We start from the raw sequence: 15,469 nt of genomic DNA, 5'->3' as shown, positions 1-15,469 counted from the left end.
CGAAAAGTCGATAGCCTCGCACGGTGACGCAGAAACGTACGTTGCTCGCCGCCGCCCTCGTCCTGGCCACGATGTGCGCGGCCTGCGGCGCTGGGCCGTCGTTCCGGCCCGATGTCGCAGTGGAGCAACAATCCCCCGGCCAACCCGGCGAGCCTTCCTCGGAGGCTTCACCGGAACCGGCTGCACTCGCCGTACCGACAACCGATCTCGACTGGGCCGACTGCACCGCCGCCACTCTCGGGACGTTCGGGCTCACCTCCACCACGCCCGGTCTGACACTGGAGTGCGCGGAGTACGAGGCGGACGTCGATGCCAGCGGGCAGATGTTCGGTACGTTCGCCGTCGGCGCACTGCGCGCCCGGCTCGATGGAACGCCGGCCGATGCGGGTCCGCTGGTCTTCACCTCCGGCTCCGATCGATCCTCGATCGCCACACTGGCGACGATGGCGGCCGGTCCGCTCTCGACTCTGCTCGCAGCTCACCCCATCGTCGCCGTGGATCGACGCGGGATCGGCCGATCCACCGCGGTGGACTGCATCGACGACACACTCCAGTCCCCCACCAAGGCTGCAGTCGATGCCCTGGGACAGTTCACCAGGTCCGATGCCGACACCGTGGACCGCGCGGTCGACGCAGGCCGGGACGCCACCATCGAGTGCACCGACACACTCCAGCCGCAGGAACTCGCCTTCGGAACCACATACGCGGCGGACGATCTCGACCGTCTGCGGCAGCTCTGGGGCGTGAACCAGATCGGTGTGATCGGATCGGGAAACGGCGCGCTCACCGCGTTGGCCTACGCGGCGAAGTTCCCGGACAACATCTCGCGTCTGATTCTCGACTCGCCGCCCGGCGTCGACACCGATCAGATCACTCTGGCCGAGCAACGGACACAGGGCAAGGAGGCCGCCTTCGCGGCGTTCGCCCAACGATGCGTCGCGCTGAACTGCTCTCTCGGGGCCGACCCTACGGCTGCTGTCGAGCAGTTGCTCCGGCGCGCCGCCGGTGGTGAATTCGCACCACTGTCCACTCACGAAATTCTCGACGGCATCACCTTCGCGCTGGCATCGACAGCCGGGGACGCGTCGTCTCGGGCCACCGACCTGTCCACCACCTTGTCCGCAGCGGCTGGAGCCGACACCACAGCTCTGCTCGCCCTCGCCGAACGAGGTCGAAATGCCTACGGCACCGACGGACAGTTCGTTTCCCGCTGCACGGACGGCCAACAGTGGCCGTCTCCACAGGGCGTGCGTGACCTGTCGTCGCAATGGACCGACCGCTATCCGGTCTACGGCACCGATGCCGCCTTGAAGGCATTGCTGTGCTCCTCCTGGCCGACAGCACCGTCGATCCCCTTACCCACTTCGTTGGACGTTCCGGTGTTGGTCCTGTCGAACGCGGGCGACCCGATGGTCGGCAACGGAGGCCTGTCCTCGGTCACCGGGCTGGTCGGGGCAACCGGGGCGGCCGTGGCGTCGGCTGCGTGGCAAGGCAGCGGACATCCGAGCCTCGGCGGATCACAGTGTCTTCAGAGCGCTGCGGTGAAGTACGCGCTCGATACTGCGCTTCCGACCGATGGCACCGTCTGTCCCGCCTGATTGCGGTACCGGATTTCGGCGCGGGGTGTCTTTCCTCCGGTGCGGCTCGGGTACCGTTCGCGGGTGTCACTTAGCTTTCTGGAGCCGCGTTCAGGGCGGACGACCGCCGAGGTAATCAAGTACGCCCTGTGGCCCATCGCCATCATGACCGTGATCCATCGGGTGGTCATCAAGGCGGTCAACGGTGATATCACCAACGACTTCAATCCCGTGTACAGCGCAGCCCTGGCGTTCTTGAATCGACAGCCGGTCTACACGGCGAACTTCGACTCCGTCGACCCGCACTACCTGTATCAACCGAGCGCGACGATGTTGCTCTCCCCCATAGCCATCATCGACCCGGAACGATCTCGCTGGTTGTTCATCATCGCCAGCACCATCGCAATTCTCGCGGCGTTGTACATACTGCTCCGCATCTTCGGATTCCGGCTCGATTCGGTCGCCGCTCCCGCGCTGCTCCTCGCCGCATTCGTCAGCGAGACGGTGACGAACACATTGGTGTTCACCAACTTCAACGGCTTCGTACTCCTCGGCGAAGTAGCGTTCCTCGGATTTCTCCTCCAGCGCAAAGACCTGTCGGCGGGTGTTGCCATGGGTCTGACTCTGGCGGTCAAACCGATGCTTGCGCCGCTGCTGCTACTACCTCTGATGACGCGTCAATGGAAGGTCTTCGTCACCTCGATCGCGATCCCAGTGGTGATGATGGCCATCGCGTGGCCACTGTCGGTCGACCCCATGAACTTCATCGACCGGACACTGCCGTACCTGCTGCAGACTCGCGACTACTTCAACAGTGCTGTCGTGGGTAACGGTCGCTACTACGGAGTGCCCGAACTGCTCACCCTCGGCATCCGCGCGGTTCTGGGAATCATGGTTCTGGTGTCGCTGTGGCTGCTGTACCGGTACTGCCGCGAAGACCGTCTGTTCTTCTTCGCGACCACCTCGGGATTGATCCTCACCGCACATTGGTTGCTGGGCTCCCTGGGCCAGATGTACTACTCGATGATGCTGTTCCCGCTGCTCATGACCGTGGTCTTGAAGAACTCGCTACTTCGCAACTGGCCCGCCTGGCTGGCGATCTACGGGTTCATGAACTACGACCGATGGCTGTCCGGACGGTGGATCGAAACCGGCCGCGCCCTGGACTACCTCCGGACCACGTTCGGGTGGGCGTTGCTGATCGTCGTCATCTTCGGTGTTCTCATCGGGCGTTATTTCGCCGCTCGAAGCGAAGGACGACTCGACGACGGAATCGAACCGAGCTATCTGCTGCCGAGCGCGCCACCAGCGAAAACGGCGTAGCCCGACAAATCGTATTAGCGTGTGAGCATGAGTTCAGCAACCGACAACAACTCCGCTCCCGCCGTCCAGCTCACCGACGCACAGTGGCGCGAGAAGCTGACCCCCGAGGAATACGCGGTGCTCCGTCAAGCAGGCACCGAACGCCCGGGCGTCGGCGAGTACACCGACACCACCACCGAAGGCATCTACGAGTGTCGCGCCTGCGGAGCAGAATTGTTCCGCAGCACCGAGAAGTTCGAGTCCCACTGCGGCTGGCCGTCGTTCTTCGACCCGGCCGACAGTGACGCCGTGATCCTGAAAGAGGACACCACGCTCGGAATGCGCCGTGTCGAGGTCGTCTGCCGCAACTGCCACAGTCACCTGGGCCACGTCTTCGAGGGCGAGGGCTACCCGACACCGACCGACCAGCGCTACTGCATCAACTCGATCTCGTTGGTACTCAAGCCTGCATCCTGATCGGCGCTGCTTCGTCCATACTGTGAGCATGCGCACTTTCACCTCACCAGAGCAGATCAAAGCGGCCGTCGGCGAAGACCTCGGCACCAGTGACTGGCTGCAGATAACCCAGGAACGGGTCAACACCTTCGCCGACGCCACCGGCGATCACCAATGGATCCACGTCGACGTCGAGCGGGCGAAGAAGGAAAGCCCGTTCGGGGCTCCGATCGCCCACGGATTCCTGAGCCTGTCCCTGGTGTCGATGCTCAACTGGCAGATCTACACCATCGAGAACACCAAGCTCGGAATCAATTACGGCTCCAACAAGGTTCGCTTCGTCAACCCGGTCAAGGTCGGAGCCCACGTCCGCCTGCAGACCACCCTCGTCTCGGTCGAAGAGGTATCCGGCGGGGCTCTCCAGATCGTGACAGCCGGAACATTGCAGATCGAGGGCGAGGACAAGCCGGCCCTCGTCGCCGAGATCATCTCTCGGGTGGTGTTCTGACCTCCGTACGCACAGGTGGATCGAACGCTGTGATCGGCGGCAGCACTTCCTCGTAGCGTTCGATCTCCACCAACACATGCTGGCCGGTGCACCCATGCGACAGCGCCGACGAACCCTCGTCTGCGGTCAGCACATTCACGCTGCCGTGCTTGCACATCGAACCGGGATCGGTCGGATCGAGCGGGTCGTACCAGGCCCCGGTCGACAACTGAACCACCGATTCCAGCATCGCGTCGTCGACGACAACGCCCGCCAGGCACGAACCGCGGTCGTTGAACACCCGCACGACGTCGCCGTCGGATACTCCCCTGGCCGCGGCCGCAGACGGGTGCAGGCGTAGCGGCTCGCGGCCCTGAATCTTCGAGTTTCGGCTCACCGCACCGTGATCGAGCTGGCTGTGCAGCCTGGTACGTGGTTGATTGGCGATCAGGTGCAACGGAAACTGCTGGGCGCGTGACCCGCCGAGCCACTCCTGCGGCTCGAACCACATCGGATGCCCTCGGCAGTCGTCGTAGTCGAAGCCCGCCACCGTGGCCGAGAAGATCTCGATCTTGCCGCTCGGGGTGCGCAGCGCGTTCCCGACCGGATCGCGTCTGAAGTCTTCGAAGAACGTCAGATCGTCTTCGGTCTGCATACGGAACGAACCCTCGCGGCGGAAGGCATCGAACTCCGGAGTCTCGACGCCATCCGCGCGCAGATATCCGCGCCACTGCCCGTACAGATGCTCGAGCCACTGCTCGGAGGAGCGCCCCTCGGTGAACTGCTCCCCCACACCGAGTTTCGTGGCCAGCTCGGCGAACGTGTCGTAGTCGTCGCGAGCGTCCGCGTACCGGCCGGCAGCCGGCTCCATGGCGACGAGCAGAGGATCGTTGCGCGTGCAGCTCAGATCCGATCGTTCCAATGATGTGGTCGACGGGACCACGATGTCGGCGTGCTTGGCCATCGGTGTCCAGTAGGGATCGTGCACCACGATGGTGTCGGGTCTGCCGAGGGCACGACGAAGCCGTCCGAGATCCTGGTGGTGGTGGAACGGATTGCCACCGGCCCAGTAGACGACCTTGATGTCCGGGTAGGTCAATCTCCTACCGTCGTAGTCGAATTCAGCGCCGGGGTTCAGCAACATGTCCGAGACCGCCGCCACCGGAATCAGATCGGGAACGGGATTGATCCCCTGCGGCAGAGTCGGCAACGGATACGGCACCGGGGCCAGCCCGGGCTCGTTCATCGACCCGTACCCGTGACCGAATCCCGCTCCTGGAACACCGATCCCACCCAGCATTGCCGCCAGGGTGACGCCCATCCATGGAGCCTGCTCGCCGTGTCGCGTCCGCTGCAACGACCAGGTGACCGTCACCATCGTGCGTTTCGACGCCATCTCCCGCGCCAGATCCGCGATGACCGAGGGCTCGATGCCGCAGATCGTCGACGCCCACTGCGGGGTCTTGGGAGTACCGTCCGAGACGCCGAGCAGGTACCGCTCGAATTCGGGGTAGCCCTGGCAATACCTGTCGAGGAATGCTGTGTCGTGCAGCTTCTCGTCAGCAAGCACGAATGCGAGAGCCAGCATCATCGCCACGTCGGTACCGGGTCGCGGCGCAATCCATCGAGCGTCGCCACTCATGTCGTTTCGTAGCGGACTCACGCTGACGATCTGCCCACCGCGGGCACGCATCGCGTCGAGCGAGTCGACCGTCGGATGATCCGACGTACCGCCGTGATTGATACCGGTGTTCTTCACCGGAACTCCGCCGAACGCCACCAATAATTCGGTGTGTGCGGCGATCACGTTCCAGGACGTGGAGCGCGAGAACATCTTCCAATGCGCACCGAGCACGTGCGGCATGATGACGCCGGTCGCGCCCAGGGAGTAGCTGTGCACAGACCTGGTGTAACCGCCGATGCAGTTGAGAAAGCGGTGCACCTGGCTCTGGGCATGATGAAAGCGTCCGGCACTCGCCCATCCGTAGGATCCGCCGTAGATGGCGTTGTTGCCGAGTGTGCCGACCACTCTGCGCAATTCGGCCGACAGCAGATCGGTCAGCTCGTCCCAGGAGACGTCGACGAACTCGTCGATGCCGCGACTGTCGGTCGGACCGGGACCGTTCTCCAGCCAACCTCGGCGCACCGCCGGTGCGGTGACGCGGGACCGATGGGTCACCGAACCGACGATGTTGCCCAGCACCGGAGACGGATTACTGTCCGACGCCTGCGGATGGACCGCTGTGACATCACGTCCGTCCGACTCGGCACGAAACATGCCCCAGTGGCCCATGTGCTGGACGCCGGCCACTCCGGTCATCGAACTACCTCGGTCATCGAATGCCGAACGCGCTCAACGCTGCCAACAGTCCATCCGGCCGCTCGACCGTCGGCACCGGATCCACGAGCGCGAAGCGGCACCCGATCTCCTGAGCCGCGCCGTCGGCCTCGGCGCTGTCGCCCACCATCAGCGTCCGCGACGGATCGACACCCAACGCGGTGACGGCATGGCGGAAGATCTCCGGTTGCGGTTTGACGTGACCCACCTCGAACGACAGCACGAACTCGTCGACATACCGATCCAGATCGCGATCGACGAACGCGGGACGGATGTCGAAGGCGATATTACTGAGTACACCGACCCGAATGGACTCGGTAGCAAGCTTTTTCAGGACCGATTCGGTATCGGGGTACGGCGTCCACGAATCGGCATCGATCACGCGTCCGTAGACCGATTCCGCCTGCGCCGGAACCGTGACCCCGGATTGCTCGAGCACATGCAGATAGGCCTGCCGGTGTAGTGCCGGATCGAGGTCCCGGTTTCGCCACGCATGACGCGTTGCATCGTCGAACTCGACTGTTTCGCCCACCGGTGCCGTCATACGTCGCATGAGCTCCGCAGCGCCTGCACCGTCGACCGGGGTGCCGTCTGCGTCGTGGATGCCGTCGAACCAGGTCGGGTGCTCCTCCAACCGAAACAGTGTGCCCGAGAAGTCGAACAGGACGGCCTCGATGGTCTGGCTGCCCGATGTCGTCACGGCAGTGATTCGACGAGTGCGTCCACCTCGACCCGAGGGCCGGTGAAGAACGGGGTCTCCTCGCGCACGTGCCGGCGCGCTTCGGTGGCACGCAGGTCACGCATCAGATCCACGATGCGATCGAGTTCGGGAGCCTCGAACGCCAGAATCCACTCGTAGTCGCCCAGTGCGAACGAGGGCACGGTGTTCGCGCGGACATCCTTGTAGTCACGGGCGGCCTTGCCGTGGTCGGCGAGCATCGTGCGGCGCTCGTCGTCGGGCAGGAGATACCAGTCGATCGACCGGACGAACGGGTAGACGCAGATGTACGCACCCGGGTCCTCGCCCGCGATGAAGGCCGGGACGTGACTCTTGTTGAACTCCGCCGGACGGTGCAGAGCGGTGTTGCTCCAGACCGGCGTGCTTGCCTTGCCCAAAGCGGTGGTGCGCCGGAAATCGGAATAGGTGGCCTGGAGGTCCTCGATGCGCTCGGCGTGTGTCCAGACCATGAAATCGGCGTCCGCGCGCATGCCTGCGATGTCGTAGACACCGCGCACTGCGACGCCCTTGTCTTCGCGGCTTTCGAAGAAGACTTTCGCTTCCTTGGCTGCCTCGGCCCGATCGTCGCCCAGCAGACCGGGCGTGACCTTGTAGACCGAGAACATCAGGTAGCGAAGAGTCGAGTTGAGCGCTGAGTAATCGAGGCGTGCCATGGCCCCTATCGTGCCACCTCGACCAGACGGGCGGCAGCGGTGGTGGCGGACGCAATACATGCGGGCACACCGACGCCGCGCTGCCAGGCTCCGGTGACCTCGAGCCCGGGTAGATCGGCGACGCCGCACTCGACGGCGGCGACGCGATCGAGGTGTCCGGGCGCGTACTGAGGCAAGCCGCCCGGCCAGCGCTGGACGGTCGCGGCCAGCGGTCGCACGTCGATGCCGGCTACCGTGCGCAGATCCTTCAACGCGGTGTCGACGGTCTCCTCGTCGGATCGGTCCGTGGCCGTGGAGTCGCCGAACCGGCCGAGCGAGGCCCGCAGCAGTACCGCGTCACGCTCCCCCAGGTGTGGCCACTTCCGACTCGACAACGTGAATGCCTTGACATCCAGGCCTGCGTCCGTCGCCACGAGAATGCCCGAATTCTGTGGCAGCTCGATCGCTTTCGGAAAAGCCAGCGCGACGACGACAGACGACGCCAACTCGATACTGCGCGCGGCCCGGGACGCCTCGGGTGCCACCGCGGCGATGAGATGGCCGAGGACAGGCGCGGGTACCGCCAGGACCAGACCGTCGACTACACCCACGCGATCGACGTACCAGCCGGTCGCCTCACGGCGTACCTCGTCGATGCCTGCTCCGACGATCGTTCGGGCATCGGTCGCGGCGATCAGAGCGTCGAGCAGCACCGCATAGCCGTCGCGCAGCCCTCCGAACACCGGTCCCGGGGACGGCGTGGGCAGCGCGGCCAGCACCGCCTCGGTCAGGTTCGCGGCACCGGCGTCCAATGCAGCTGCCAATGTCGGCAATGCAGCCCGGACGCCGATCGAACTCGCCGAGCCGGAGTACACACCGCCGAGTAACGGGTCGACCGAACGACTCACGACCTGGGAGCCGAACCGGCTGCCCACGAGATCGGCCACGCTGACATCCGAGCCCGCGGTCCACGTGAACGGCCGTGTTGTTTCGGTCTCGATGAGGTGCAGTTCTTCCGGGTCCACCAGATCCCGCACCGAGTCGACGGAGGACGGTATGCCCATCAAGGTGCCGAGCGGAAGCGAGTGAGTCCGACCGCCCGAGTAGACCAGTGGACGCGCCGACGACGGGTGCACCAGTTGATCCGACAGGCCGAGCTCGGCGAGCAGAGCCGGTACTTCCGGACGACGACCGATGAACGCTTCCGCGCCGACATCGAGCGACTCGGCACCGACCTCAGTGGTCCGCAGCGTGCCACCGAGTCGAGGGGATGCCTCGACGAGAGTGATGTCCGCGTCGGGACCACAGGACTGTCGAAGGCGATACGCCGCGACGAGGCCGGAGATTCCGCCGCCGACCACGGCGTACCGCCGCGCCGTCACAACGAATGCACCAGCGAGACCACTCGGGTCAGAATCTCTGGATCGGTGTCGGGGAGCACTCCGTGACCGAGGTTGAACACATGCCCGCGCGCACCGGCCGCCACCGCGCGGTCCGCTTCGGCGGCGATGCGACGAACTTCGGCCTCGACCGCATCCCAGCCGGCGAACAGCACCGCGGGATCGAGATTTCCCTGCAACACCTTGCCGCCGCCCACTCGGTGCACGGCGTCGTCGAGCGGAATCCGCCAGTCGACACCGACCACGTCGGCACCGGCCTCACCCATCGCACCGAGCAACTCGCCGGTACCGACCCCGAAATGGATCTTGGGCACGCCGGCCGAGGACACGGCGTCGAACACTCGCGTCGAGTGCGGCAGCACGTACTCGCGGTAGTCGGCGAGGGACAGCGCGCCCGCCCACGAGTCGAACACCTGCACCGCGTCCACTCCGGCAGCCAACTGAGCCTGCAGGAACGTGATCGTCGTGGTCGCCAGCGCGTCGAGCAAGGCATGCCAGGTCGCCGGGTCGGAGCGCATCAGCGCCTTGGTCTTCTCGTGATTGCGACTGGGGCCACCCTCGACCAGGTAGGACGCAAGGGTGAACGGAGCCCCGGCGAACCCGATGAGCGGCGTGTTCGCGAGCTCGCGAGTGAGGATGCGTACCGCATCGGCAACCGGCTCGACCTGATCGGCGGTCAACGTGGGCAGCGCCGCGACATCGGCCGCCGAACGCACCGGCTGAGCCACGACCGGACCGGTGCCGGCGACGATGTCGAGATCGATCCCGGCAGCCTTGAGCGGAACCACGATGTCCGAGAACAGGATTGCCGCGTCCACATCGTGACGACGGACCGGCTGCAGCGTGATCTCGGCCACCAGATCCGGGCGGAAGCACGAATCCAGCATGCCGATGCCGGCGCGGATCTTTCGGTATTCGGGAAGCGACCTGCCGGCCTGGCGCATGAACCACACCGGCCGACGCGAGGGCTCTTTGCCGGCGATCGCGGCCAAGAACGGCGCGTCCGGGAGTTCTCGACGGGCGGGGGCTGTGGTCTGCGCTTCGGCGTTCATCGGGTTCCATGCTGCCACGCGTCAGGAAGGTTCCTGCCACCAAGGGCAACACACCCACTTCGGTTCCATCACGGCTCGGCGCGCCTCCGCCGCAGTACAACGTGACGCGTCTAACGTCCGATCACGTGACCGAACCCGAATCCACCGCCGAACCTGCGCCTTTCCGCGCCGCCATCGACGCGATGCATCGGGCCCAGGTACACCCGGCGATCGAAATCGGTCCGATCCGGCCGCCGCAACGACTCGCGCCGTACAGCTACGCGATCGGGGCCGATGTCAAGCACCCGGATTCCGAGCAGGTCGACGAACAGAGCGACGGCGACGCGTTCGGCCGCCTGATTCTCCTGTACGACCCCGACGGTGCAGAAGCCTGGAACGGGACGCTTCGACTGGTTGCCTACATACAAGCGGACGTCGACGAATCGCTCGCCGAGGATCCCATGCTTCCCGAGGTCGGGTGGAGCTGGCTGGTGGACGCATTGGAGTCGCGCGCCGAACCACTCAATGCACTCGGCGGGACCGTCACCTCGACCAGCTCGGTGCGGTACGGCGACATCGCCGGTCCCCCCAAGGCCCATCAGCTCGAACTTCGCGCCTCCTGGACAGCGACGTCCGAGGACCTCTCGACGCACGTCGAGGCCTTCTGTGAAGTTCTCGCGTACGCGGCTGGACTGCCACCGGCAGGCATCACCACCCTCGGTCAACGCAGTTCCAGCCGGACATAGTCTCCGGACCCACCGACCGTAGGGCTTAGAGTCACTGTCCATGTCAGCCGAGAGTTCCCCCGACACCACGTCGGACGACGCCACGTCGGACGAGCAGGTCAACGAGCCGGTCGCCGTTCCGTTGCTCGCCCCGGCCGACGGCGTGCCCGATGTCGTGGACACACCGGACGCCGTTCTCGCCGCTGCGAAGCTCCTCGCCGCAGGTCACGGGCCTCTCGCCGTCGATGCCGAACGCGCGTCGGGCTTTCGCTACTCCCAGCGCGCCTACCTGCTGCAGTTTCGCCGGCGTGGAGCCGGCACCGTTCTGCTCGATCCGATCCCGGTCACCGGAGATCTGGGTCCACTCGCCGAGGTGATCAACCCGCTCGAATGGGTGCTGCACTCCGCCGATCAGGACCTCCCCGGACTGGCCGAACTCGGTCTGGTCCCTGCGACGCTTTACGACACCGAGCTCGCCGGCCGTCTCGCCGGTTTCGAACGCGTCGGGCTCGGTGCCATAGTCGAACGCACCCTGGGGCTGGCGCTCCAGAAGGGTCATGGCGCTGCCGACTGGTCCACTCGTCCCCTGCCCGACACCTGGCTCAACTACGCCGCGCTCGACGTCGAAGTTCTGCTCGAGCTTCGCGACGAGATGGCCGCGGAGCTCGAAAGACAAGGCAAAACGGAGTGGGCGGCACAGGAATTCGCCCACATCCTCGCTCTCGGACCACCCAAACCCAAGACCGACAGGTGGCGTCGGACCTCGGGGATTCACGCGATCAAGTCTCCCCGCACACTCGCTGCCGTTCGCGAATTGTGGACCACCCGAGACGAACTGGCGGCCAAACGTGACGTGGCACCGAGCCGAGTGCTGCCGGACTCGGCGATCGTGGCCGCCGCGACAGCCGACCCGAAGACCTCTCGTGAGCTCGAGCAACTGCCGGTCTTCGGCGGCCCTCGCCAGCGTCGATCATCCCGGCTGTGGGCCTCGGCGCTCACACGTGCACGGGCCCTCCCGACCTCCGAGTTACCCTCCATGGCAGCATCTTTCGACGGCCCGCCCCCGGTCAACCGATGGGCGCGCCGCGATCCCGACGCGGCGGCCCGGCTGGCCGAGGTACGAGCGGCGATGACCGAGCTCAGCGAGTCGGTGTCGGTTCCGGTCGAAAACCTCCTGACGCCGGACCTGCTACGCCGATTGGTGTGGGATTGGCGGACTCCCGAGGACGAAGGGGCCGATTCCGAAGAGACGATCGATGCCCGGTTGATCGAGGGACACGCTCGCCCCTGGCAACGGTCGCTGGTGGTACCGGTTCTGGCAAAGGCACTGCACCCTTCCGAAGTTACCGACGGGTAATACCCGCTACAGTAGGTGGCGCGTCCGGGCACCCGGGCGAGTCGTCCGCATCTGTCGGGAGGATCGAAAAGCGTGTCTGTACCCGCGTCCACCAGCTCACAGAGGAATGTTGTCTTCGTCGACGGCATCCGTACCCCGTTCGGCAAAGCAGGCCCCAAGGGCATGTACGCCGACACTCGCGCAGACGACCTCGTCGTCAAGGCAATCCGCGAACTCCTTCGCAAGAACCCCAACCTTCCTCCCGAGCGCATCGACGAGGTCGCCATCGCCGCGACCACGCAGACCGGCGACCAGGGGCTGACCATCGGCCGCACGTCCGCACTGCTGGCCGGACTCCCCCGCAGCGTCCCCGGATTCGCCATCGACCGCATGTGCGCGGGTGCGATGACCTCGGTGACCACCACGGGTTCGGGCATCGGCTTCGGCCAGTACGACGTCGTCATCGCCGGTGGCGTCGAGCACATGGGCCGCCACCCGATGGGTGAGGGTGTCGATCCCAACCCGCGCTTCCTCGCCGACAAGCTCGTCGATCCCAGTGCCCTGGTGATGGGTAACACCGCCGAGAACCTGCACGACCGGTTCCCGAGCATCACCAAGGACCGCACCGACGCCTATGCCGTCGCGAGTCAGAACAAGTACGAAGCAGCGAAGAAGGCCGGCTACATCGCCGACACCCTCGTGCCCGTCGCCACCAAGTCCGCCGCAGGGTGGGGCCTGGCCACCGAGGACGAACCGCCTCGTCCCGGCACCTCGCTGGAAGATCTCGCGAAGCTCAAGACTCCGTTCCGTCCTGCCGGTCGCGTCACCGCCGGCAACGCCGCGGGACTCAACGACGGTGCCACCGCCGCGATCCTCGCCGGTGAGGACACGGCGCACGAGCTCGGCCTGAACATCGGTATGCGAATGGTCGGCTTCAGCTTCGCCGGCGTCGACCCGGCCGTCATGGGCATCGGCCCGGTTCCCGCCACCGAAAAGTTGCTCGGCCGAACCGGATTGAGCATCGACGACATCGGCCTCTTCGAGATCAACGAGGCATTCGCCATCCAGGTTCTCGCATTCCTCGAGCACTACGGCATCGCCGACGACGATCCCCGCGTCAACCAGTGGGGAGGCGCCATCGCATGTGGCCACCCCCTGGCATCCTCGGGCGTCCGCCTGATGACCCAGCTGAGCCGCCAGTTCGCTCAGCAGCCCGACGTCCGTTACGGCCTGACGACCATGTGCATCGGTCTCGGCATGGGCGGCACCGTCATCTGGGAGAACCCCAACCACGCTGACTACTCAGGAGCGAAGGCATGAGCGACATCACCACAGCGTTCACCGACGAGGTAGTCACGAACGCCTTCACCAAGATCGTGTCCGTACCGGGGCTCGACGGCTCCATCGCACTGGTGACCCTGGACAACGGCTTCGATCACACCAAGCCGTCGACCTTCGGGCCCGGCGGACTCGCCAAGTTCGACGCCGCACTCGACGAGGCATTCGCAGCGAACCCGGTGGCCATCGCCGTCACCGGTAAGCCGTTCATCTTCGCCGTGGGTGCCGACCTCAACGGTGTGCCGAACATCAAGACCAAGGATGAGGCGCTCCAGATCGGGCAGCTCGGCCACAAGGTCTTCCGCCGCCTGCGCGAGTCGACGATTCCGACGTTCGCCTTCATCAACGGGGCCGCGCTCGGCGGCGGCCTCGAAGTGGGACTGCACTCGCACTACCGGACGGTCGCGGAGAATGCCGCTGCCCTCGGCCTGCCCGAGGCCTTCCTCGGCCTGGTACCGGGATGGGGCGGAACTCAGTTGCTGCCCAACATCATCGGTGCCTCGAACGCCGTCACCGTCGTCATCGAGAACGCGCTGAACCAGAACCGCGTACTCAAGCCCCAGCAGGCACTCGACCTCGGCATCGCCGACGCCCTCTTCGGCGGAGCCGATTTCCTGGAGCAGTCCCTGGCGTGGGCCGCTCAGGTGATCAAGGGTGAGATCGTCCCCAACCGTCCCGAGATCGACCGCGGCCAGGCCTGGGACGACGCCATCGCCCGAGCCAAGGGAATCGTGGCCGGCAAGACCAACAACTTCGCCCCCGGCCCCGTCGCCGCGGTGGAGCTGCTCGAGCTCGCCAAGAGCACCGACATCACCGACTCGGCCTCGCTCGACAAGGCCTTCGCGGCCGAGGACGAGGCCCTGTCCACGCTGCTGGTCAAGGACGAGCTCCGTGCCGGCCTGTACGCCTTCGATCTGGTGCAGAAGCGCGCGAAGCGTCCCGCCGGTGCACCCGACAAGTCGTTGGCACGCAAGATCTCCGGCGTCGGCATCGTCGGTGCCGGCTTGATGGCCAGCCAGCTGGCACTGCTGTTCGTGCGCCAGTTGAAGGTGCCGGTGATCCTCACCGACATCGATCAGGAGCGTATCGACAAGGGTGTCGGCTACGTCCACGGCGAGATCGACAAGCTGCTCGGCAAGAAGCGCCTGTCCCCGGACGCCGCAAATCGGTTGAAGGCATTGGTCTCCGGCTCCATCGACAAGTCCGCCTTCGCCAAGACCGATTTCGTCATCGAGGCAGTGTTCGAGAATCTCGACGTCAAGAAGAAGGTTTTCGCCGAGGTCGAGGAATTCGTCTCTGCCGAAACGATTCTCGCGACCAACACGTCTTCGTTGTCGATCACGAAGATGGCGGCAGATCTGAAGCACCCCGAGCGGGTCGTGGGCTTCCACTTCTTCAACCCCGTCGCAGTGCTTCCGCTGCTCGAGGTCGTCAAGGGTGAGAAGACCGACGATGCCACCCTCGCAACGGCATTCGCGACGGCCAAGACCCTGAAGAAGTCGGCCGTGTTGTCGGCGGATCTCCCCGGATTCGTCTTCAACCGTCTCGTCACGCGCGCGTCGAACGAGATCATCAGTGCCATCGACGAGGGCACACCGTTCGATGTCGCCGACGGTGCCGTGGGCGAACTCGGCATGCCGATGAGCCCGCTGACGTTGCTGGCTCTCGTCGGACCTGCCGTCGCACTGCACACCGCCGAAACCCTCGGCGAGGCATACCCGGAGCGGTTCAAGGACTCCCCCGGATTCCGTGCGCTCGTCGAGGCGAAGAAGCCGGGCGTGTGGACGTACGGTCCGGAGGGCCAGGTCGTCGATCCCGAGGTCGCTGACCTGTGGCCACAGGGTGATTCGCCGTCCACCGCCGAGCAGGTGCTCGAACGCACCCGCAACGCATTCGCCGACGAGATCCGGATCATGCTCGACGAAGGCGTCGTCGCGGCGGCCGAGGACATCGACCTCTGCCTGCTCCTGGGCGGCGGCTTCGGATTCTGGAACGGCGGCATCACCCCGTACCTGGATCGCAGCGGCGCTTCCGAGGCCGCCACCGGTCAGCGCTTCCTGGCTCCGGGCGTAGCCAGCGTCTAGCTTTTCCCGACGAGTTCGAGGTTG

13 protein-coding genes are annotated in these 15,469 nt (G+C 65.5%); 8 read left to right on the top strand and 5 right to left on the bottom strand.

Features of this window, described 5'->3' with window-relative positions; all coding sequences use genetic code 11:
* The first annotated feature begins 23 nt into the window (after positions 1-23).
* The 4 genes from ASG84_RS19295 (at position 24) to ASG84_RS19280 (ending at position 3,843) form a co-directional block, all read left to right on the top strand.
* Positions 24-1,598, top strand: a complete 1,575-nt coding sequence (locus tag ASG84_RS19295; RefSeq protein ID WP_057478621.1) for an alpha/beta hydrolase — start codon at positions 24-26, stop codon at positions 1,596-1,598.
* 63 nt (positions 1,599-1,661) lie between these two features.
* A complete protein-coding gene (locus ASG84_RS19290) occupies positions 1,662-2,900 on the top strand; it encodes a glycosyltransferase family 87 protein (protein WP_057478783.1) in 1,239 nt (412 codons plus the stop codon).
* A gap of 27 nt (positions 2,901-2,927) precedes the next feature.
* Positions 2,928-3,356 (top strand): peptide-methionine (R)-S-oxide reductase MsrB, encoded by a 429-nt coding sequence (msrB, locus tag ASG84_RS19285; protein ID WP_057478620.1) that lies wholly within the window; start codon positions 2,928-2,930, stop codon positions 3,354-3,356.
* Between the two features lie 28 nt (positions 3,357-3,384).
* Entirely contained in the window at positions 3,385-3,843 is a 459-nt protein-coding gene (locus ASG84_RS19280) for a MaoC family dehydratase (protein WP_200936630.1), read from the top strand.
* On the opposite strand, the gene ASG84_RS19275 is transcribed toward ASG84_RS19280, so the two are convergent.
* The 5 genes from ASG84_RS19275 to hemE are packed head-to-tail and all read right to left on the bottom strand — an operon-like array spanning position 3,821 to position 9,983.
* Complete coding sequence (locus ASG84_RS19275) at positions 3,821-6,142, bottom strand: molybdopterin-dependent oxidoreductase (RefSeq protein WP_162248363.1); 2,322 nt, start codon at positions 6,140-6,142, stop codon at positions 3,821-3,823. The two genes, ASG84_RS19280 and ASG84_RS19275, sit on opposite strands and share 23 nt — an antisense overlap.
* 13 nt (positions 6,143-6,155) lie before the next feature.
* Positions 6,156-6,860, bottom strand: coding sequence for an HAD family hydrolase (locus tag ASG84_RS19270; protein ID WP_057478619.1), 705 nt, complete (start codon positions 6,858-6,860; stop codon positions 6,156-6,158).
* Positions 6,857-7,552 carry a hydrogen peroxide-dependent heme synthase gene (hemQ, locus tag ASG84_RS19265; RefSeq protein ID WP_057478618.1) on the bottom strand — a complete coding sequence of 232 codons (696 nt, stop codon included), beginning with the start codon at positions 7,550-7,552 and terminating at the stop codon, positions 6,857-6,859. Before hemQ ends, ASG84_RS19270 begins: the two co-directional genes overlap by 4 nt.
* 5 nt (positions 7,553-7,557) lie before the next feature.
* Entirely contained in the window at positions 7,558-8,913 is a 1,356-nt protein-coding gene (locus tag ASG84_RS19260; RefSeq protein WP_057478617.1) for a protoporphyrinogen oxidase, read from the bottom strand.
* Positions 8,910-9,983, bottom strand: coding sequence for a uroporphyrinogen decarboxylase (gene hemE / locus ASG84_RS19255; RefSeq protein ID WP_057478616.1), 1,074 nt, complete (start codon positions 9,981-9,983; stop codon positions 8,910-8,912). Before hemE ends, ASG84_RS19260 begins: the two co-directional genes overlap by 4 nt.
* Positions 9,984-10,108: 125 nt before the next feature.
* Here hemE and ASG84_RS19250 point away from each other — a divergent pair, with 125 nt between their 5' ends.
* The 4 genes from ASG84_RS19250 to ASG84_RS19235 all read left to right on the top strand — a co-directional run bounded on the left by ASG84_RS19250 (position 10,109) and on the right by ASG84_RS19235 (position 15,445).
* On the top strand, positions 10,109-10,708 hold the full coding sequence (locus tag ASG84_RS19250; protein WP_057478780.1) for a DUF3000 domain-containing protein: 600 nt from the start codon (positions 10,109-10,111) through the stop codon (positions 10,706-10,708).
* A 40-nt stretch (positions 10,709-10,748) separates the two neighbouring features.
* Positions 10,749-12,044, top strand: a complete 1,296-nt coding sequence (locus tag ASG84_RS19245) for an HRDC domain-containing protein (RefSeq protein ID WP_057478615.1) — start codon at positions 10,749-10,751, stop codon at positions 12,042-12,044.
* A gap of 72 nt (positions 12,045-12,116) precedes the next feature.
* Complete coding sequence (locus ASG84_RS19240) at positions 12,117-13,343, top strand: thiolase family protein (RefSeq protein WP_057478614.1); 1,227 nt, start codon at positions 12,117-12,119, stop codon at positions 13,341-13,343.
* Positions 13,340-15,445 carry a 3-hydroxyacyl-CoA dehydrogenase NAD-binding domain-containing protein gene (locus ASG84_RS19235; protein WP_057478613.1) on the top strand — a complete coding sequence of 702 codons (2,106 nt, stop codon included), beginning with the start codon at positions 13,340-13,342 and terminating at the stop codon, positions 15,443-15,445. Before ASG84_RS19240 ends, ASG84_RS19235 begins: the two co-directional genes overlap by 4 nt.
* Positions 15,446-15,469 lie beyond the last annotated feature (24 nt).

Source organism: Rhodococcus sp. Leaf278 (assembly GCF_001426085.1).
GTDB lineage: Bacteria > Actinomycetota > Actinomycetes > Mycobacteriales > Mycobacteriaceae > Rhodococcoides.
This window is presented reverse-complemented; position numbering and strand designations above follow the sequence as displayed.